Below are 18,289 nucleotides of genomic sequence, written 5' to 3' on the forward strand. Positions count from 1 at the left end.
CCAATCAAGTGTGCAGGACAAACCAATGCGGGCGGGGCTCAAGCCCGGAGACGATGTCTTTGAAAGCTCAAAGCATCTGGATATTTACGAGCTCCCGCCCGCAACCATCATCGCATAATCCAAACGGACTGGATATTTGCGGAACAAAGAGGCCGGGGTTAATTTTGTGTAAGCGTGCGGGAGAGTCGTTAACCGTTTGAAAGTAATAAACTTATTGACTTGGCGAACGGTCTCTGGCATAGATTGTGACATGCTGGAAGAAATGGGCAAGCGGCCTCGGGGGTGACCCTGACGGTCGCTTTTTCGTTTCTGCTCGTGCGGGATTTTGCACGGGGAAAACAATTATGACGATTTTGACCGATGGGGAAGAAACGTGGGCGCAGAAGATGCTGGGCCGCGCGGAGACGGCGTTCTCGACGGCACAATTGGTGCTGCAGAGTGCGATCGAAAAGCTGAAGGCGGAGCAAGAGGTCTCGGGGACGGATCTCTCCAAGGACCTTCGGGCGATGAACCATGCGCTGATGATGGCGATGGGTTTCGAGGGGAAGACACGTGACGCAGCAGCAGAACAAGCAAGGGTTGGGGCCGGTGCCCTCGACCTCGACGCGGCGCGCGCTGAAATCGGGTGCCGCCTGGATTGCCTCAGAGCCGCCCGAGGTGGCGGAGGCGTTTCTGGCGAGCCTGCCGGATGAGGCGCTGGCCGCGTTGCCCTGGATCTTCGAGTTCTGGGCCTTGCCGCATCAACTGGCCCCGGAGGGCGACTGGAAGACCTGGGTGATCCAGGGCGGGCGCGGCGCGGGCAAGACCCGCGCCGGGGCCGAATGGGTGCGGTCCATGGTGGAAGGCGCGACGCCGGAGGCGCCGGGACGGGCGCGACGGGTGGCGCTGTTGGGTGAGACCTATGACCAGGCACTGGCGGTGATGGTGAAGGGGGAGAGCGGGATACTGGCCTGTTCTCCGCCCGACCGCTGCCCGCGCTGGGTGGCGGGAGAACGAATGTTGGTCTGGCCCAACGGGGCCGAGGCGCGGCTTTATTCGGCGCATGACCCGGAGGCTTTGCGCGGCCCGCAATTCGACGCGGCCTGGGTCGATGAGCTGGCCAAGTGGAAGCGGGCAGAGGACACCTGGGACATGCTGCAATTCGGGCTGCGTCTGGGCGACGATCCACGGCAGGTGGTGACGACGACGCCGCGCAATGTGGAGGTGTTGAAGGAGCTTCTGGCGCGCAACAACACGGTCGTGACGAGCGCGCCGACCGAGGCCAACCGGGCCTATCTGGCGGACTCGTTCCTGGCCGATGTCCGGGCGCGCTATGGCGATACGAAACTGGGCCGGCAGGAGCTGGATGGCGAGCTGGTCGAGGATATGGAAGGCGCGCTTTGGGACCGGGCCGCCCTGGAGGCGGGACGGGTCACGGAGCTGCCCGAGGGCGCGCGTATCACGGTGGCGGTGGATCCGCCGGTGACGGGGCATGCGGGCTCGGACGCCTGCGGGATCGTCGTCGTTGGCGTGGTGCAGCACGGCGCGCCGCAGGGCTGGCACGCGGTGGTGATCGAGGATTGCAGCGTTCAGGGCGTCTCGGCGCATCAATGGGCGGAGCGGGCGGTGGCGGCCTATGAGAAACACGGGGGCGCGCGGATGGTGGCGGAGGTCAACCAGGGCGGCGACCTCGTGCTGGACGCGGTGCGGGCGATCGACCCGCTGGTCAATGTGCAATCGGTGCGGGCGTCTCGCGGGAAAGTGGCGCGGGCCGAGCCGGTGGCAGCGCTTTATGAGCAGGGCCGCGTGGCGCATATGCCGGGGCTGAACGCGCTTGAGGACGAGATGTGCCGGATGACGATGACCGGCTACCAGGGGCGCGGCAGCCCGGACCGGGTCGACGCCCTCGTGTGGGCGCTGACCGACGGGATGATCGTGCCCGCGCGGAATGTCGCGCGGCCGGGGATGCGGCGGATCTGAAATTTTTGCAATGAAGGGCGCGCTATCCGCGCTTTTCGAGGCGTTTCGCTGAACCGGCGGGGCGCCTTTTTTGATGGATCAAGGAGACAAGCGGATGGTGTTGGATTTCTTGCGGAAACCGGAGCCGGTGGAGGCAAAAGCCTCGGCGACGGGGCGGGTGGTGACCTGGGCAGGCGCGGGGCGCGTGGCCTGGAGCCCGCGCGATACGGTGTCGCTGATGAAGACGGGGTTTTCCGGCAACCCGGTGGGCTTCCGGTCGGTCAAGCTGATCGCGGAGGCGGCGGCGGCGCTGCCCCTGATCTGCCAGGATGCCGAGCGGCGCTATGAGGTGCATCCGGTCTTGCGGCTGCTGTCGCGGCCCAATGCGGCGCAGGGGCGGGCGGAGCTGCTTGAGGCGCTCTACGCGCAACTGCTGCTGTCGGGTAACGCTTACGTCGAGGCGGTGAGCCCGGAAGGCGACACGCCCGAGGAATTGCATGTGCTGCGGTCCGATCGGATGGGGCTGGTGCCGGGGCCGGATGGCTGGCCGATTGCCTATGATTACACGGTCGGGGCGAAGAAACACCGGTTCGACGCGCGGGGGCTGTCGCCGATCTGCCATATCAAGCTGTTCCATCCGCAGGACGACCATTACGGGTTGAGCCCGATGCAGGCGGCGGCGACGGCGCTGGACGTGCATAACAGCGCCTCGCGTTGGTCGAAGGCGCTGCTGGATAATGCGGCGCGGCCTTCTGGCGCGATTGTCTATCGGGGCGCGGATGGCGCGGGCACGATGACCGGCGACCAGTTCGAGCGGTTGCAGGCGGAGATGGAGAGCCATCACCAGGGCGCGCGCAATGCGGGGCGACCGATGCTGCTGGAAGGCGGGCTGGACTGGAAGCCAATGGGGTTCAGCCCCTCGGATATGGAGTTCCAGAAGACCAAGGATGCCGCCGCGCGCGAGATCGCCCTGGCCTTCGGGGTGCCGCCGATGATCATGGGGATACCGGGTGACGCGACCTATGCCAATTACGCCGAGGCGAACCGGGCCTTCTATCGCCTGACCGTTCTGCCGCTGGCGGGCAAGGTTCTGTCGTCGCTGTCGCATTGGCTGGCGGGGTATTCCGGCGAGGTCGTGGAGCTCAGGCCCGACCTTGACCAGGTTCCGGCGCTGTCGGTCGAGCGGGACGCGCAGTGGCGGCGGGTGGCGGAGGCCGAATTCCTGACGCCTGCCGAAAAGCGCGCGATGCTGGGTCTGCCGCGGCTGTCGGAGGATCAATGAGTGCGCGGGGCACGTCCGGCGGATCGCGGTTCCTCTATGACCCGTTCAACGCCGCCACGGCCCGGATCGACGCCAATGAACGGGTGGCCGAGGAACGCTGGCAGGCGCTGGCGTTCCGGCTGAAGGGGATCGAGGGGGCATTGGACCGGTTGGAGCGGCGGCTGTGGCTGGCCGTCTTCGGCGCGGTCAGCGTCATCCTGGCGCAAGGTGTGAACGAGCTGATCCAGATGAGCTCTGGCGGATAGGAGATTGAGAATGAACATGATTTCAGAGGCGGGGCTTGAGATGAAGTTCTGCCGCTTCGACGAGGCGCTGACCGTGCGGGAAGGCCACAGGATCGAAGGTTACGCGAGCCTCTTCGGCGCCTGCGACCAGGGCGGCGACGTGGTGCAGAAGGGGGCCTATGCGCGCAGCCTGAAGGGGCTGGCGGGGGCCGGGCGCAACGTCAAGATGCTGTGGCAGCACGATCCGGCGCAGCCTATCGGGATCTGGGACGAGGTGCGGGAGGATGGCCGCGGGTTGATGGTCAAGGGGCGGTTGCTGGAAAGCGTCGCCAAGGGGCGCGAAGCGGCGGCCCTGCTGGAGGCGGGCGCGATTGACGGGCTGTCGATCGGCTATCGCACCGTGCGGGCCACGAAGGATGACCAGGGGCGCAGGCTTCTGAACGAGGTGGAGCTTTGGGAGGTGTCGCTTGTCACCTTCCCGATGCTGCCGCAGGCGCGGGTGGACGCCCACAAGGCCGAGGAGGCCAAGGGCGATTTCCTGCATGAACTGGCGACGGTGTTCCAGGACGCCCGCCGCAAACTGGCGGCGCGGTAAGGCAGGTCTCGGAAATACCTGAAAACCAAGCATCGCATGGCGCGTTGGAATCTCTGATTTCAGGCAGCGTCGGGTGATTCAGGTTTTTCCGAACGTGCCACTGACCCCGCGACGACTTCTAATTGGGATGATCGGATGACCGAGACTGTATCGAAGTCCTCGGGCCGCAGCCCTGTGCCTCAGGCCCAGGATGCGACCACCGAGGTGAAAACGGCCCTGGCAGGGTTTTTGAGTGAATTCAGCCAGTTCCAGGACGACATGACCACCAAACTTGCAAAACAGGAAGAGCGTATTTCCATGCTGAAAACTAAAACCATGACCCATTCGCGCCCTGCGCTTTCGTCTTCTGTCGAGGCGGGTGCGCCGCACAAGAAGGCCATCGGCACCTACTTGCGCACCGGCGACGACGACGGGCTGCGCGGCCTGGAGCTTGAGGGCAAGGCGCTGAACACTGCCGTCAACGCGGAAGGTGGCTACCTGGTCGATCCGCAGACGGCGGAGATGATCCAGGGCGTCTTGCGTGGCTCCTCCTCGCTGCGGTCCGTGGCCAATGTGGTCAATGTCGAGGCGACCTCGTTCGATGTGCTGGTCGATCACACCGATGTGGGCGCGGGCTGGGCCACCGAGACGGCGGCGAGCACCGAGACCGACACGCCGCAGATCGAGCGCATCTCGATCCCGCTGCATGAGCTGTCGGCCCTGCCCAAGGCATCGCAGCGCCTGCTGGACGACACCGCCTTTGACATCGAGGGCTGGCTGGCCGAGCGGATTGCGGACAAGTTCAGCCGCGCGGAAGCCATGGCCTTCATCTCGGGCGACGGGATCGACAAGCCGACCGGCTTCCTGACCCACCCCACCGTGGACGATGCGAGCTGGTCCTGGGGCAACCTGGGCTATGTCGTGACCGGCGCGGATGGCGATTTCGATGCCACCAACCCCGCAGATGCGATTGTCGATCTGGTCTATGCCCTGGGCGCGCGCTACCGGGCCAATGCGAATTTCGTGATGAATTCCAAGACCGCCGGGGCCGTGCGCAAGATGAAGGATGCCGATGGCCGCTTCCTGTGGTCCGATGGTCTGGCTGCCGGGGAGCCCGCGCGCCTGATGGGCTATCCGGTCCTGATCGCAGAGGACATGCCCGATATCGCGTCGGGTGCCATGGCGATTGCCTTCGGCAATTTCGATGCCGGCTACACCATTGCCGAGCGTCCCGACCTGCGCGTGCTGCGTGACCCGTTCAGCGCCAAGCCGCATGTCCTCTTTTATGCCACCAAGCGCGTCGGTGGCGATGTCAGCGATTTCTCGGCCATCAAGCTGCTGAAATTCGGCACCTCCTGACGATCTGAGGCGAGGCGAGATCCCGTTCCGGCCCTCTTTTTTCGGGTCGGGGCGGGCGGCATGGCGGGGCTTGGCGGCCTCCAGCCTATTTTTGTCCTCCGCATGAGCGGTGCAAAGCCCTGTCATGCCAGTTTCCGAGGCAGTCTTTCGTGGAGAATAAAGAACATGATGATGGTCGAAATGACCTCGGTCCCGAGCGCTTCGCTGCCGGTGACCGAATTGACCGATCACCTGCGCCTGTCATCCGGGTTTGCCGATGATGGCAGCCAGGATGCGCAGTTGGAAAGCTGCCTGCGGGCAGCCCTTGCGGCGGTCGAGGCGCGGATCGGAAAGGCGCTGTTTCAGCGCGGCTTTACCTGGCACCTGAACGGCTGGAGCTCGACCGAGTGCCAGGCGCTGCCGGTGGCCCCGGTGCAGAGCATCACATCAATCAAGGTGATCACGCGTGGGGGCGTCGAGACGGTGCTGAACCCCGATGCCTATGTGTTGCGCAAGGACACGCATCGCCCTGCGGTGGAGGCGGTGAGCAGCCTGCCGAACCCGTCGCGCGGCGGCTCGATCGAGATCGAAATGATCGCGGGCTATGGCTCGGACTGGAATGGTATCCCCGCCGACCTTCGGCAGGCGGTTCTGATCCAGGCCGGTGAACTCTACGAGTCGCGCGGCACCAGCGACGCCACGATTGCCGTGGGCGTGGCGGTGCTGATCGAGCCCTACCGCGCGGTGCGGATGCGGGGGGTGGGCGGATGACCCGGCCCGATCTTTCGCGCCGCCTGCTGCTGGAGGGGCCGGTGCGGGTGCCCGACGGCGCGGGCGGGTTTGCTGAGACCTGGCAGCCGCTTGGCCAGGTCTGGGGCGAGGTGCGTCCGCGCACGGGCCGCGACAGCGGTGACCTGGCGCGCATGGGGTTCAGGATCACGGTGCGGGCCGCGCCGCAGGGAGCGCCGTCACGGCCGACACCCTTGCAGCGGTTCCGCGACGGCGCGCGGCTGTTTGCCATCGAAGCGGTGACGGAGGCCGATCCCGAAGGGCGGTTCCTGGTCTGTTTCGCACGTGAGGAGGAAGGCGCATGAGCTATGGCATGACTGCCGCGCTGCAAAGCGCGGTCTACGGGCGGCTGAGCGCGGATGCGGGGCTGGCCGCGATTGTCGGAACGGATGTGTTCGACGCGATGCCGCCGGGACCGGAGCCCGAGATCTACGTGACGCTCGGCCCCGAAAAGGTGCGCGACCGCAGCGACGGGTCGGCGGGCGGCGCGCTGCATGAGTTCAGCGTCTCGGTCGTGACGACGGGGGCGGGGTTTCACCTGGCGAAAGAGGCCGCGGCAGCGGTCTCGGATGCGGTTCTGGCGGCGCCATTGACCCTGAGCCGGGGCCGGGCCAGCCGGGTTCACTTTACCCGCGCCAAGGCGGTGCGGACCAGCGCCAACCGGCGCATCGATATCTGGTTCCGCGCCCGCCTGGACGAGGTTGTCGCGTGAGCTTTGACTTGCAAATATCTGATATAACTGGAGATTAAAATGCCTGCACAAAACGGCAAGGACCTGCTGATCAAGGTCGACCTGGATGGGACAAGCACGTTCCAGACCATGGCGGGGCTGCGCGCCTCGCGGCTGAGCTTCAACGCGGAAACGGTGGATGTGACCAGCCTGGAAAGCGCCGGGGGCTGGCGCGAATTGCTGGCCGGGGGCGGCGTGAAATCGGCGGCGATCTCGGGCTCGGGCGTGTTCCGCGACGAGGCGACGGATGAGCGCGCGCGCCAGATCTTCTTTGACGGCGAGGTGCCCGAGTTTCAGGTCATCATCCCCGATTTCGGCACCGTGGAGGGCGCGTTCCAGATCACCTCGATTGAATATGCGGGCAGCCATGACGGCGAGGCGAGCTATGAGCTTTCGCTGGCCTCGGCGGGCGTGCTCTCGTTCACGGCGCTGTAAGCGATGGCGAACCCCTGGGCAGGCGAAGTGGCGCTGGAACTCGATGGCGAGACACGGGTGCTCAAACTGACGCTCGGCGCGCTGGCCGAACTGGAGACCTGGTTGCGGGCCGAGAGCCTGGCCGACCTGGTCGAACGGTTCGAGGCGGGTGCGTTCAAGAGCCGCGATGTGCTGGCGCTGGTCTGTGCGGGGCTGCGGGGGGGCGGTTGGAACGGCGACCTGGGCGATCTGGCGAAGGCGGAGATTGCAGGAGGTCCGCTGGAGGCCGCGCGCGTGGCGGCGCGGCTTCTGGCGCTTGCGTTCCAGCCGCCCCAATGAGCGGCGCGAGGCCGTTCGACTGGCCCGGCCTGATGCGGGCCGGGATGCAGGGACTTGGCTTGAAGCCGCATGAATTCTGGGCGCTGACGCCCGCGGAATTGCTGATCTTGATGGGGGACGAGCCGGGCGTGGCCCCGATGGGACGGGCGGGGCTTGAGGCCCTGGCCGCCCGCTTTCCCGATGTGAAGGACGATCACGATGGATGAAGAAATTGACGGCTTCGACGCCGAATTGGGAGAGCTGGAGGCCTCGCTTGGCTCGGCCACCGCGATGGTGGCGGCGTTCCAGGGCGAGCTGCGGACGATGCAGGAGACGATGCTTTATACGGGCCGCGAAGTGCAGGGGTTGAGCCGGTCTTTCGGGACCGGTCTGCGGCGGGCCTTTGACGGCGTTGTGTTCGACGGGATGCGCCTGTCGGATGCGTTGCGCAGCGTGGCGCAGAGCATGGTGGACGCGGCCTATAACACTGCGATCCGGCCCGTTCAGAACGCGGTGGGCGGGCTCTTGGCCAATGGGGTCAACGGCCTGGTCTCGGGCCTTCTGCCCTTCGAGAAGGGTGGCGCGTTTTCGGGCGGACGGGTGACGCCTTTTGCCCGTGGCGGCGTGGTCAGCGGCCCGACCAGTTTCGCCATGCGGGGCGGCATGGGCCTGATGGGGGAGGCGGGGCCGGAGGCGATCATGCCGCTGAGCCGGGGGCCCGATGGCAGCCTGGGCGTGCGCACGCAGGGCGGCGGGTCTCCGATCAACATCACGATGAATATCCAGACCCCCGATGTGCAGGGGTTCCAGAAATCGAAGAGCCAGATCGCCGCGCAGATGAGCCGGGCGCTGGCGCGCGGGCAACGCAACCGCTGAGGGAGGCCGACGATGGCATTTCACGAAATACGCTTTCCCGCCAATCTGAGCTTCGGCTCGGTCGGGGGGCCGGAGCGGCGCACCGATGTGGTGACGCTGGCCAACGGCTATGAGGAGCGCAACACCCCCTGGGCGCATTCGCGCCGCCGCTATGATGCGGGCGTGGGGATGCGCAGCCTGGACGATATCGAGACGCTGATCGCGTTTTTCGAGGCGCGGCGCGGGCAGCTGCATGGCTTCCGCTGGAAGGACTGGTCGGATTACAAGGGCTGCGCGCCCTCCAAGCCGTTGCACTATCGGGACAATCTGATCGGGATCGGTGATGGCGAGACGCGCGTGTTTCAGCTGGTCAAGGTCTATCGGTCAGGCGAGCAGACCTATGCGCGCCCTATCCGCAAGCCGGTGTCAGGTAGCGTTTTGGCCGGGTTCGACGCGGCGGAGCTGGTCTTTGGCACGCATTACGAGGTCGATGACACGACCGGGCTGATCACCTTCGCCGATGCGCCCGACGAGGGGGTCGAGGTGGCGGCGAGCTTTGAGTTCGACGTGCCGGTGCGGTTCGATATCGACCGGATCCAGACCTCGCTGGCGAGCTTCCAGGCGGGCGAGGCGCCCAATGTGCCGGTGGTGGAGATCCTGTCATGAGCGGGGGTGAGGGGCTACTGGCGCATCTGGCGGGCGGGGCCAGCGAGGTCGCGCGCTGCTGGCGGGTGACGCGGGCCGATGGGGTGCAATACGGGTTCACCGATCACGACCGCGCGTTGGCGTTCGAGGGGACCGTGTTCAAGGCCGATAGCGGGTTGTCGGCGGCGGCGCTGAGCCAGACCACGGGGCTGTCGGTGGACAATACCGAGGCCGTGGGGGCGCTGAGCGATGCCTCGATCCGCGAGGCGGATATCCTGGCGGGCCGGTTCGACGGGGCCGTGGTCGAAGCCTGGCTGGTCAACTGGTCCGCGCCGGAAAACCGCGCGTTGCAGTTCAAGGGCTCTTTCGGCGAGTTAGAGCGGCAGGGAGGCGCGTTCCAGGTGGAATTGCGCGGGTTGGCCGAGCCGATGAACCGGCCCGAGGGGCGGGTCTATCAGCGGCCCTGTTCGGCGGTTCTGGGCGATGCGGCGTGCCAGTTCGATCTGACCGTGTCGGGCTATGCGCATGAGGGTGCCGTGAGCGCAGTTGCGGATGGACGGGTGCTGATCTTCGAGGGTCTCGATGAATTCGCGCCGCGCTGGTTCGAGCGCGGGCGGATGATGGTGATGTCCGGGGCGGCCGAGGGGCTGGTCGGCGTGATCAAGAACGATCGCATCTCGGATGGTGTGCGCCGGGTCGAACTGTGGGAGGAGTTGCGCGCGGAGATCGCGGCGGGCGACCTCGTGCGGCTTGAGGCGGGGTGCGACAAGCGGATGGAGACCTGCCGGTTGAAATTCGCCAATATCCTCAATTTCCAGGGCTTTCCGGATATTCCGGGCGAGGATTGGGTGATGGCCTATCCCGGTCGCGGATCGGCACCGTCGGATGGCGAGAGCCTGCGATGAGTGTGATCGTGACCGTGGCGCGGGGCTGGATCGGCACGCCTTATGTGCACCAGGCCTCGACCCATGGGGCGGGCTGCGATTGCCTGGGGCTGGTGCGGGGCGTCTGGCGCGAGGTGTTCGGGCGGGAGCCTGAGCCCGTGCCCGCCTATACGCCCGACTGGTCGGAACCCGAGGGCGATGAGCGGCTTTGGCGTGCGGCCTTGCGGTATCTGACTGCAAAGCGGATCGCAGAGGAGGCCGAGGGCGATCTGCTGCTGTTCCGGATGCGGCGCGGCGCCGTGGCCAAGCATCTGGGGCTTCAGGCCGAAACCGGCCCCGCCCCCACTTTCATCCATGCCTATAGCGGGCATGGCGTTATCGAAAGCGCCCTGACGCCGCCATGGGAGCGGCGCATCGTGGCGCGTTTTGCGTTTCCCGAAAGGACCTGACACATGGCGACGATCCTTCTTTCCGCGGCGGGTGCCGCCATTGGCGGGCTGTCCTCGGGCACGGTTCTGGGGCTGACCGGGGCCGTGGTGGGCCGGGCCGTGGGCGCGACCCTGGGCCGGGTCATCGACCAGCGGCTGATGGGCCAGGGCTCGGAGGTGATCGAGCAGGGCAAGATGGACCGGTTCCGTCTGACCGGGGCCGCGGAGGGGGCTCCGGTGGCGCGGCTCTTCGGGCAGATGCGCCTTGGCGGGCAGGTGATCTGGGCCACGCGCTTCAAGGAAAGCGTCGCGGTGACGGGGGGCGGCAAGGGCGCGCCGCCGCAGCCGAGGACGGCGAGCTACAGCTATTCGGTGAGCCTGGCGGTGGCGCTTTGCGAGGGTGAGATCGCCCGTGTGGGGCGGGTCTGGGCCGATGGGGCCGAGATAGCGCAGACCGATATCACGATGCGCGTCTATCGCGGCACCGACGACCAGATGCCGGACCCCAAGATGGAAGCGGTGGAGGGGGTGGGCATGGTGCCCGCCTATCGCGGCATAGCCTATGTCGTGATCGAGGATCTGGACCTGACGCCATACGGCAACCGGGTGCCGCAATTCAGCTTCGAGGTGATCCGGCCTGCCAGTCCTGCGGGATTGGACAGCGCGCCGCAGCCGTCAAAGGCCATCCGTGCCGTGGCGATGATGCCGGGGACGGGGGAGTATGCGCTGGCGACGACGGCCGTGAGTTACGCGCATGGCTTTGGCAAATCGGAAAGCGCCAATGTGAACACGGCCAGCGGCGAGGCGGATTTCCTGCGCGCGTTGGACAACCTTCAGGGAGAGTTGCCCAATTGCGGGGCCACCAGCCTGATCGTGAGCTGGTTCGGCGACGATCTGCGCGCGGGGCAATGCAGCGTGAAGCCGAAGGTCGAGCAGAACGTGTCGGATGGCGCGGAAATGCCGTGGTCGGTGGCGGGGCTGACGCGGTCCAATGCGGAACTAATCGCACGGGTCGAGGATCGGGTGGTCTATGGCGGCACGCCCGCCGATGCCTCGGTGATCGAGGCGATCGAGGCGCTGAACGAGGCGGGGCAGGACGTGATGTTCTACCCTTTCCTGCTGATGGAGATCCTTGAGGGCAATGGCTTGCCCGATCCATGGCGCGAGACGGGGGACCAGCCGGTGCTGCCCTGGCGGGGCCGGATCACCGGGGAAAAGGCGCCGGGGATCGCGGGCTCGCCCGATAGGACGGCGGCGGCGGATGCGGAAGTGGCGGCGTTTTTCGGCACCGCCTCGGCCTCGGATTTCACGGTGAGCGCGGGCAGCGTGACCTATTCCGGGCCGTCCGAATGGCGCTATCGCCGGTTCATCCTGCATTGTGCCGCGCTGGCGGCGGCGGCGGGCGGAGTCGAGAGCTTCTGCATCGGGTCCGAGATGCGCAGCCTGACGCAGTTGCGCGGGGCAAGCGGGTTTCCGGCAGTGCAGGCGCTGATCGACCTGGCGGCAGAAGTGCGCCTGCTGTTGCCCGATGCGAAACTGTCCTATGCCGCCGACTGGTCGGAGTATTTCGGCTATCACCCGCAGGACGGCTCGGGCGACGTGTTCTTTCACCTCGATGCGCTTTGGGCGGATGCCAATATCGACTTTGTCGGGATCGACAATTACATGCCGCTTTCCGATTGGCGAGACGGCGAGGACCATGCCGATGCGGGGTGGCGCTCCATTTACAATCTCGATTACCTCAAGGCCAATATCGAGGGTGGCGAGGGGTATGACTGGTATTATGGTTCGGTCGAAGGGCGCGCGGCGCAGAAGCGCCTGCCCATTACCGACGGGACGGAAAACAAACCCTGGATCTACCGATACAAGGATATTCGCAACTGGTGGGCGAACGCGCATCATAACCGGACCGACGGGGTCGAGAACGATCTGACCGATCTGGGGCAGGCGCCATCGACCTGGTATCCATTCCTGAATGGTGTAGTTGCCCCCGCAAATGCAACGCCAATCGCGGGATTTGACGCTCCGGCGGAAATCTCGACAATGGGCCACATTGCTGCTGCAGGGCGCATAAACACCAATCCGATTGATAACAGTGGTGGCAAAAGGTTCGTCTTTCGATCTTGGGTCGGGGAAGGCACGTCCGGCAAAGTGCGCATGAGTGTTGCCTACACCGGGAATGGACCTCTGCTTGAATACGACTTTGCGTCAAAAACGATCTCAGTCGGTGACAACGGTCATGCTGTGCACAGCAGCTCGGCAACAGATATCGGAAACGGCATTGTGCGCCTGGAACTGGACGCAACATTAGCAGCCGACGACAACACCATTTTTCTTCTTGTTGGGCCGAATTCGACCGTGTCGGGGGAATCCGTGATTGCCTACGGTGCAGTTGCGATGGAGCACGACGCGGAGGTATCCGCATGGATCCCGCAGAGCAAACCTCTCAGGTTTACCGAACTGGGCTGTGCGGCGATCGACAAGGGCACCAATCAGCCGAACAAGTTCCTCGATCCGAAATCCTCGGAATCCTCGATCCCCTATTACTCGACCGGGCGGCGCGATGACCTGATCCAGATGCAGTATCTGCGCGCGATGACGGATTATTGGCTGGATCCGGAGAAGAACCCGGTCTCGGACGTTTATGGCGGGCCGATGCTGGATATGGATCATGCCTATGTCTGGGCCTGGGATGCGCGGCCCTGGCCGGCCTTTCCGAACAATCAGGCGCTGTGGTCGGACGGCGTGAACCATGCGCGCGGGCATTGGATCTCGGGGCGGATGGGGGCGCAGCCTCTGGCCGATGTGGTGGCCGAGATCTGCGAAGATGCGGGGCTGGAGGATTACGATGTCAGCGAGCTTTATGGCTTTGTGCGCGGCACGGTGTCCTCGGATGTGGAAAGCGCGCGGGCACGGTTGCAGCCGCTGATGCTGGCCTATGGGTTCGAGGCGAGCGAGCGGGACGGCAAGATCGTGTTCCGCAGCCGCGTGGGCATGACCGAGACCACGGTCGATGCCGATCTGATGGCGGTGGATGAGGATGGCAATTCCGCCCCCGTCAATACGCGCCAGCCGCGCGCCGACATGGTGGGGCGGGTGCGCCTGGCCCATACGGAAGCCGCAGGGGCTTATGAAACGCGGGTGGCCGAGGCCGTCTTTCCCGACGATGGCGAGGACGGGATCAGCCAGAGCGAATTGCCGCTTGTGATGACCGGGGCCGAGGGGCGCGCGGTGGCCGAGCGCTGGCTGGCGGAATCGCGGATTGCACGTGACACGATCAGCTTCTCGCTGCCGCCGTCACGGCTGGATGTGGATGCGGGCACGATTTTCGAGCTGGTGGATGGCTCCTCGTGGCGGGTGGACCGGGTCGAGGATGCGGGGGCGCGGCGGATCGAGGCCGTGCGCTCGGAGATGGAGATATACGAGCCGTCCGATACCGTCGATGAAGCCGTGACGCTGGAGGCCTTCGTGCCGCCGGTCCCTGTGAGCCCGGTCTTCATGGACCTGCCGCTGCTGACGGGCGGTGAGGTCGAGCACACGCCGCATCTGGCCGTGGCCGCCGTGCCCTGGCCGGGGGTCGTCGCGGCCTATAGCGCGCCGGGGGATAGCGGCTACACGCTGAACACGCTGATCGAGCGGCGCGCGACCGTGGGGGTGCTGGAAACAGCCCTTTTTGCGGCGGAGCCCGGTATCTGGGATCGGGGGCCTGCGCTCAGGGTGCGGCTGAGCAGCGGGGCGCTGTCCTCGGCCGAGATGGCGGATGTGCTGAACGGGGCCAATGCGGCCGCGATCGGCGATGGCGACGGGGCCAATTGGGAGGTGATCCAGTTTGCCCAGGCCACACTGGTGGGCGAGGACCTGTGGGACATCTCGCTGCGATTGCGCGGGCAGGCGGGCAGTGACGGGATCATGCCTGCCGATTGGCCGGTGGGCTCCCTCTTCGTGTTGCTGGACGGCGCGCCGGACCAGATCGAGGTGCCGCTATCGGCGCGCGGCCTGGCGCGGCATTACCGGGTTGGGCAGGCCGCCAAGAGCTATGACCACCCGAGCTATGTGCATCGGCAACTGGCCTTTGACGGGATCGGGCTCAGGCCATACGCGCCCGCGCATCTGCGCGCGCCGAACGAGGGCACCGGGCGCGAGATTTCGTGGATCCGGCGCACCCGCATCGACGGCGACAGTTGGCAGGGCACCGACGTGCCGCTGGGCGAAGAGGTCGAGCGCTATGTCCTGCGGGTGCGGGATGGCGGCGGCATCATGCGCCGGGAGGCCACGCTAAGCGCGCCCGCCTTCACCTATAGCGATGCGATGCGGACCTCGGACGGGGTCAGCGCGCCATACAGTATTGAAGTTGCACAGGTTTCTGCGCGCTTCGGACCGGGACCATTTGCAAGGATCGAGATCAATGACTGACACGAGCAACCTGACCCTCCCGCTTCTGGCCGCCGCGCAGGCGCAGAAGCATGTGACCGTGAACGAGGCCCTGCAACGGCTGGATGGCGTTGTGCAACTGACCCTGCGCTCGCGCAGCGAGGCCACGCCGCCGGGGGCGGTGCTGGAGGGGGAATGCTTTGGTGTGCCGGGCGGGGCGGTCAATGCCTGGGCCGGACGTGACGGCGAGGTGGCGCAATACGTCAATGGCGGCTGGGTGTTCTTCACGCCGAAAGCCGGTTGGCGGGCGTTTGTCGCGGATCGTGGCACCACCGATCTGCATGACGGCAGTGGCTGGCGCGCGGGCGCTGTCTCGGCGGCACCGGGCGGGGCCGGGATGCAGGTGATGACGGTCGAGCAGGATGTGGCGATCACGGCGGGGGGCAGCGTCGCGGCGGCGCTGTCCTTTCCGGCGCGCTCCATCGTCTTTGGCGTGACGGGCCGGGTGACGGATGCGATCACCGGGACGCTGGCCGATTGGCGGCTTGGCGACACGTCCAGCGATGACCGTTTCGGCAGTGGCCTGGGTACGGCGCAGAACTCCTGGATCAGCGGGCCGGTGAACCCGTTCGTGGTCTGGGCGCCGACGCCTTTGCTGCTGACGGCGAATGGCGGGGATTTCGCGGGCGGCACGGTGCGCCTGGCGCTGCATTACGCGGCGTTTACCATTCCGGACGCGGTATAAGCGATTGTGATCGGGGCGATCACGGCTTTCGGCTTGGTTCTTCGGGGGCACCTGATGTAGTCAGGAGGGGAGATGACCCGGAGGCGCCCCATGGCAAAGACCCGCACACATCTGGCCGAGCTTGACCCGGTCTGGAGCCGTATCACCCGCGAAGCCGAGGAGGCGGTGCGCGATGAACCGCTTCTGGGCGGGCTGGTGCATGGCTGTATCCTGCATCACGGCTCGCTGGAGGCGGCGCTCGCGTACCGGATGGCGCAGAAACTGGCCTCGGGCGATGTGTCCGAGCAGTTGATTCGCGAGGTGGCGGATGAGGCCTATCGCAGCGAGTCCGGTCTGGGCACGGCGGCGCGGGCCGATATCGTGGCCGTCTATGACCGCGATCCGGCCTGCCATCGCTTCATGCAGCCCTTGCTCTATTTCAAGGGGTTCCAGGCGATCCAGGCCTATCGCGTCGGCCATCACCTGTGGCAGGCGGGGCGGCGCGACCTGGCCTATTTCGTGCAGATGCGGGTGAGCGAGACCTACGGGATCGACATTCACCCGGCGGCACGGATCGGGCAGGGGATCATGATCGACCACGCCCATTCCATTGTGATCGGGGAAACGGCCGTCGTCGGCGACAATGTCTCGATGCTGCATTCGGTGACGCTTGGCGGGACCGGCAAGGAAGACGATGACCGCCACCCCAAGATCGCCGATGGCGTGCTGATCGGGGCGGGGGCGAAGGTCCTGGGCAATATCACGGTGGGCAAATGCAGCCGGATCGCCGCCGGATCGGTGGTGTTGGAGCCGGTGCCGCCTTGCAAGACGGTGGCGGGCGTGCCCGCGAAGATCGTGGGCGAGGCGGGCTGCGACCAGCCGTCGCTGTCGATGGATCAAATCGTGCCGGGTGGGTCGAAAAGCTAAATCTTCTATCAGAAATGAAAAAGGGGCGGGCCGTAATGGGCCCGCCCTTTTTTCGTCTTGGTAAAGGGATTTAGACGCGGACCGGGACAGGGCGGGGGTGGGGATTGGGCCGCGCGCGCAGGAAAATCGCGCTGAGGGAGACAAGGACGTAAAAGATCTGGATCAGGGCGGAGGACAGGTTGAAATCGACGGTCAGGCTGAGCAGGACGCAGGTGGAGGCGACAAGCGTCATCGCGAAATAGCGGGTGCCGCGGCTGTCGAGGCGTCCGGTGCTGAGCAGCATGAAGCCTGTGACGTAAATGCCGAACCCGATCAGGCCGAGCGCCTTGAGGAAGGTCTCAAGATCCATGCTGAGTTCGGAATAAAACATCTGGCCCTCCTCGTGGTTAACTGTCTGTCGGTTTGGCATCTGGTCCGGTTCAATATCTATAAGTGTATATAAGACACTAATAGAATGCAAGCAGAAAAACGCCCCGTCCGATATGGCGGGGCGTTTTCCGTGTGTTTGGCCTCTGGCGATGCGGCGTCAGGCCAGCATGGTCATGGGATTTTCCAGGTTCTCGACAATGGCTTGCAGCAGCTTCGCCCCAAGCGCGCCGTCGATGACGCGGTGATCGACCGACATGCTGGCAGACATGATGGTGGCGACCGTCAGCTCTCCATCCTCGCCCACGACCGGCTTTTTCACGCCCGAGCCCACGGCCAGGATCCCGGCATGGGGCGGGTTCACGATGGCGTCGAAATTGTCGATGCCGAACATGCCCAGGTTGGAGATCGCGAAAGTGCCGCCCTGGTATTCATGCGGCGCGAGCTTGCGGTCGCGGGCGCGGGCGGCGAGGTCTTTCATCTCGGCGGAGAGGGCCGAGAGCGATTTCATCTCGGCATCCTTCAGCACCGGTGTGAAGAGACCGCCCTCGATGGCGACGGCGACGGCCACATCGGAAGGCTTCAATTGCAACACCCGGTCGCCCGCCCAGACCGAATTGCACTCGGGCACCTGTTGCAGCGCGTTGGCGACGGCCTTGATGATGAAGTCATTGACCGACAGCTTGACGCCGCGCGCCTCCAATTGCTTGTTCAGCTGGCTGCGGAATTTCAAGAGCGCGTCCAGCTTGATATCCCGGCGCAGGTAGAAATGCGGGATGGTCTGCTTGGCCTCGGTCAGGCGGGCGGCGATGGTCTTGCGCATCCCGTCCAGCTTGACCTCCTGGAACTCGCGCCCCTCGTAGGTCTTGAGCACCACATCGGCGGAAGGTCCGACGGGCGCGGGCGCCGCGACCGGGGCTGCGGCGGCGGGGGCGGCCTGTTTTGCCTCGGCGGGTTTGGCGGCGGTGGCGCCTTCCACATCGGATTTGACGATCCGCCCGCGCGGGCCGGAGCCCTTGATCTGCGTGAGGTCCAGCCCCTTCTGCGCGGCGATGCGACGGGCCAGCGGTGAGGCGAAGATGCGGCTGCCATCGGAGGCCTGCGGCGCGGCGGGGGCGGGTTTTGCCTCCGGTTTGGCGGGCTCCTTCGGGTTCTCGGGGGCGTCCGCGGTCTCTTTCTTTTCGGCGGGTGCGGCGTCGGACTTGCCCGCGCTTTCCCCGATATCATCGGCGCTTTCGCCCTCGGCCAGCAGCACCGCGATGGGGGTGTTGACCTTGACGCCTTCGCTGCCTTCCGGGATCAGGATCTTGCCGATCACGCCTTCATCGACGGCCTCAAACTCCATCGTGGCCTTGTCGGTCTCGATCTCGGCCAGGAGGTCGCCCGAGTTGACCTCGTCGCCTTCCTTGACCAGCCATTTCGCCAGCGTGCCTTCCTCCATCGTGGGGGAAAGGGCGGGCATGAGAATTTCTGTCGGCATCT

The 18,289-nt window shown here is 65.7% G+C and carries 21 protein-coding genes and 1 pseudogene; 20 read left to right on the forward strand and 2 right to left on the reverse strand.

Annotated features, from left to right (window positions below; translation table 11 throughout):
* The first annotated feature begins 344 nt into the window (after nt 1-344).
* From AC13C7_RS02380 to cysE, 20 genes and pseudogenes are all read left to right on the forward strand, one after another.
* Nucleotides 345-692 carry a hypothetical protein gene (locus AC13C7_RS02380; RefSeq protein WP_446247627.1) on the forward strand — a complete coding sequence of 116 codons (348 nt, stop codon included), beginning with the start codon at nt 345-347 and terminating at the stop codon, nt 690-692.
* The gene (locus tag AC13C7_RS02385; RefSeq protein ID WP_482866561.1) at nt 616-1,959 is read left to right on the forward strand and encodes a DNA-packaging protein; all 1,344 of its coding nucleotides are present in this window, start codon (nt 616-618) and stop codon (nt 1,957-1,959) included. The genes AC13C7_RS02380 and AC13C7_RS02385 overlap by 77 nt, the downstream gene beginning before the upstream one ends.
* 94 nt (nt 1,960-2,053) lie before the next feature.
* The gene (locus tag AC13C7_RS02390) at nt 2,054-3,220 is read left to right on the forward strand and encodes a phage portal protein (protein ID WP_482866499.1); all 1,167 of its coding nucleotides are present in this window, start codon (nt 2,054-2,056) and stop codon (nt 3,218-3,220) included.
* Complete coding sequence (locus tag AC13C7_RS02395; RefSeq protein WP_172317614.1) at nt 3,217-3,465, forward strand: GTA head formation protein, RCAP_rcc01685 family; 249 nt, start codon at nt 3,217-3,219, stop codon at nt 3,463-3,465. Before AC13C7_RS02390 ends, AC13C7_RS02395 begins: the two co-directional genes overlap by 4 nt.
* A gap of 16 nt (nt 3,466-3,481) precedes the next feature.
* Nucleotides 3,482-4,039, forward strand: coding sequence for an HK97 family phage prohead protease (locus tag AC13C7_RS02400; protein ID WP_172317917.1), 558 nt, complete (start codon nt 3,482-3,484; stop codon nt 4,037-4,039).
* 135 nt (nt 4,040-4,174) lie between these two features.
* Nucleotides 4,175-5,377 (forward strand): phage major capsid protein, encoded by a 1,203-nt coding sequence (locus tag AC13C7_RS02405; protein WP_482866500.1) that lies wholly within the window; start codon nt 4,175-4,177, stop codon nt 5,375-5,377.
* Between the two features lie 165 nt (nt 5,378-5,542).
* On the forward strand, nt 5,543-6,127 hold the full coding sequence (locus tag AC13C7_RS02410) for a head-tail connector protein (protein ID WP_172317618.1): 585 nt from the start codon (nt 5,543-5,545) through the stop codon (nt 6,125-6,127).
* On the forward strand, nt 6,124-6,450 hold the full coding sequence (locus AC13C7_RS02415) for a head-tail adaptor protein (RefSeq protein WP_172317620.1): 327 nt from the start codon (nt 6,124-6,126) through the stop codon (nt 6,448-6,450). The genes AC13C7_RS02410 and AC13C7_RS02415 overlap by 4 nt, the downstream gene beginning before the upstream one ends.
* Nucleotides 6,447-6,857: a DUF3168 domain-containing protein gene (locus AC13C7_RS02420; RefSeq protein WP_482866501.1), complete on the forward strand. Its 411-nt coding sequence runs from the start codon at nt 6,447-6,449 to the stop codon at nt 6,855-6,857. The genes AC13C7_RS02415 and AC13C7_RS02420 overlap by 4 nt, the downstream gene beginning before the upstream one ends.
* Before the next feature lie 39 nt (nt 6,858-6,896).
* Entirely contained in the window at nt 6,897-7,310 is a 414-nt protein-coding gene (locus tag AC13C7_RS02425) for a phage major tail protein, TP901-1 family (protein WP_172317624.1), read from the forward strand.
* Nucleotides 7,311-7,313: 3 nt separating this feature from the next.
* Complete coding sequence (locus AC13C7_RS02430) at nt 7,314-7,628, forward strand: gene transfer agent family protein (RefSeq protein ID WP_482866502.1); 315 nt, start codon at nt 7,314-7,316, stop codon at nt 7,626-7,628.
* On the forward strand, nt 7,625-7,834 hold the full coding sequence (locus AC13C7_RS02435) for a rcc01693 family protein (RefSeq protein ID WP_172317628.1): 210 nt from the start codon (nt 7,625-7,627) through the stop codon (nt 7,832-7,834). The genes AC13C7_RS02430 and AC13C7_RS02435 overlap by 4 nt, the downstream gene beginning before the upstream one ends.
* Nucleotides 7,827-8,483, forward strand: coding sequence for a phage tail tape measure protein (locus AC13C7_RS02440; protein WP_482866503.1), 657 nt, complete (start codon nt 7,827-7,829; stop codon nt 8,481-8,483). Before AC13C7_RS02435 ends, AC13C7_RS02440 begins: the two co-directional genes overlap by 8 nt.
* Before the next feature lie 12 nt (nt 8,484-8,495).
* Complete coding sequence (locus tag AC13C7_RS02445) at nt 8,496-9,128, forward strand: phage distal tail protein, Rcc01695 family (RefSeq protein WP_446119501.1); 633 nt, start codon at nt 8,496-8,498, stop codon at nt 9,126-9,128.
* Nucleotides 9,125-10,012, forward strand: a complete 888-nt coding sequence (locus AC13C7_RS02450) for a DUF2163 domain-containing protein (protein ID WP_482866504.1) — start codon at nt 9,125-9,127, stop codon at nt 10,010-10,012. The genes AC13C7_RS02445 and AC13C7_RS02450 overlap by 4 nt, the downstream gene beginning before the upstream one ends.
* A complete protein-coding gene (locus AC13C7_RS02455; protein WP_482866505.1) occupies nt 10,009-10,440 on the forward strand; it encodes an NlpC/P60 family protein in 432 nt (143 codons plus the stop codon). Before AC13C7_RS02450 ends, AC13C7_RS02455 begins: the two co-directional genes overlap by 4 nt.
* 3 nt (nt 10,441-10,443) lie before the next feature.
* Nucleotides 10,444-12,387: pseudogene (locus tag AC13C7_RS02460) on the forward strand (baseplate multidomain protein megatron); the annotation flags it as partial.
* A gap of 429 nt (nt 12,388-12,816) precedes the next feature.
* Nucleotides 12,817-14,832 (forward strand): phage tail protein, encoded by a 2,016-nt coding sequence (locus AC13C7_RS02465; RefSeq protein WP_482866562.1) that lies wholly within the window; start codon nt 12,817-12,819, stop codon nt 14,830-14,832.
* Nucleotides 14,825-15,535 (forward strand): DUF2793 domain-containing protein, encoded by a 711-nt coding sequence (locus tag AC13C7_RS02470; RefSeq protein WP_482866506.1) that lies wholly within the window; start codon nt 14,825-14,827, stop codon nt 15,533-15,535. The genes AC13C7_RS02465 and AC13C7_RS02470 overlap by 8 nt, the downstream gene beginning before the upstream one ends.
* A gap of 90 nt (nt 15,536-15,625) precedes the next feature.
* Complete coding sequence (gene cysE, locus AC13C7_RS02475; protein ID WP_172317639.1) at nt 15,626-16,441, forward strand: serine O-acetyltransferase; 816 nt, start codon at nt 15,626-15,628, stop codon at nt 16,439-16,441.
* A 70-nt stretch (nt 16,442-16,511) separates the two neighbouring features.
* On the opposite strand, the gene AC13C7_RS02480 is transcribed toward cysE, so the two are convergent.
* Entirely contained in the window at nt 16,512-16,811 is a 300-nt protein-coding gene (locus tag AC13C7_RS02480) for a CBU_0592 family membrane protein (RefSeq protein WP_172317641.1), read from the reverse strand.
* A 156-nt stretch (nt 16,812-16,967) separates the two neighbouring features.
* Nucleotides 16,968-18,287 carry a pyruvate dehydrogenase complex dihydrolipoamide acetyltransferase gene (locus AC13C7_RS02485; protein ID WP_482866507.1) on the reverse strand — a complete coding sequence of 440 codons (1,320 nt, stop codon included), beginning with the start codon at nt 18,285-18,287 and terminating at the stop codon, nt 16,968-16,970.
* Nucleotides 18,288-18,289: the final 2 nt, after the last annotated feature.

The organism is Alterinioella sp. B-7, assembly GCF_056857775.1.

Bases quoted from the DNA above. Each gene is read 5' to 3' on its own strand.
- AC13C7_RS02465 (WP_482866562.1), top strand. From the start codon at position 12,817: ATGGAGCACGACGCGGAGGTATCCGCATGGATCCCGCAGAGCAAACCT.
- AC13C7_RS02470 (WP_482866506.1), top strand. From the start codon at position 14,825: ATGACTGACACGAGCAACCTGACCCTCCCGCTTCTGGCCGCCGCGCAG.
- AC13C7_RS02410 (WP_172317618.1), top strand. From the start codon at position 5,543: ATGATGATGGTCGAAATGACCTCGGTCCCGAGCGCTTCGCTGCCGGTG.
- AC13C7_RS02425 (WP_172317624.1), top strand. From the start codon at position 6,897: ATGCCTGCACAAAACGGCAAGGACCTGCTGATCAAGGTCGACCTGGAT.
- AC13C7_RS02400 (WP_172317917.1), top strand. From the start codon at position 3,482: ATGATTTCAGAGGCGGGGCTTGAGATGAAGTTCTGCCGCTTCGACGAG.
- AC13C7_RS02380 (WP_446247627.1), top strand. From the start codon at position 345: ATGACGATTTTGACCGATGGGGAAGAAACGTGGGCGCAGAAGATGCTG.
- AC13C7_RS02420 (WP_482866501.1), top strand. From the start codon at position 6,447: ATGAGCTATGGCATGACTGCCGCGCTGCAAAGCGCGGTCTACGGGCGG.
- AC13C7_RS02455 (WP_482866505.1), top strand. From the start codon at position 10,009: ATGAGTGTGATCGTGACCGTGGCGCGGGGCTGGATCGGCACGCCTTAT.
- AC13C7_RS02405 (WP_482866500.1), top strand. From the start codon at position 4,175: ATGACCGAGACTGTATCGAAGTCCTCGGGCCGCAGCCCTGTGCCTCAG.
- AC13C7_RS02435 (WP_172317628.1), top strand. From the start codon at position 7,625: ATGAGCGGCGCGAGGCCGTTCGACTGGCCCGGCCTGATGCGGGCCGGG.
- AC13C7_RS02480 (WP_172317641.1), bottom strand. From the start codon at position 16,811: ATGTTTTATTCCGAACTCAGCATGGATCTTGAGACCTTCCTCAAGGCG.
- AC13C7_RS02430 (WP_482866502.1), top strand. From the start codon at position 7,314: ATGGCGAACCCCTGGGCAGGCGAAGTGGCGCTGGAACTCGATGGCGAG.
- AC13C7_RS02415 (WP_172317620.1), top strand. From the start codon at position 6,124: ATGACCCGGCCCGATCTTTCGCGCCGCCTGCTGCTGGAGGGGCCGGTG.
- cysE (WP_172317639.1), top strand. From the start codon at position 15,626: ATGGCAAAGACCCGCACACATCTGGCCGAGCTTGACCCGGTCTGGAGC.
- AC13C7_RS02445 (WP_446119501.1), top strand. From the start codon at position 8,496: ATGGCATTTCACGAAATACGCTTTCCCGCCAATCTGAGCTTCGGCTCG.
- AC13C7_RS02390 (WP_482866499.1), top strand. From the start codon at position 2,054: ATGGTGTTGGATTTCTTGCGGAAACCGGAGCCGGTGGAGGCAAAAGCC.
- AC13C7_RS02440 (WP_482866503.1), top strand. From the start codon at position 7,827: ATGGATGAAGAAATTGACGGCTTCGACGCCGAATTGGGAGAGCTGGAG.
- AC13C7_RS02485 (WP_482866507.1), bottom strand. From the start codon at position 18,287: ATGCCGACAGAAATTCTCATGCCCGCCCTTTCCCCCACGATGGAGGAA.
- AC13C7_RS02450 (WP_482866504.1), top strand. From the start codon at position 9,125: ATGAGCGGGGGTGAGGGGCTACTGGCGCATCTGGCGGGCGGGGCCAGC.
- AC13C7_RS02395 (WP_172317614.1), top strand. From the start codon at position 3,217: ATGAGTGCGCGGGGCACGTCCGGCGGATCGCGGTTCCTCTATGACCCG.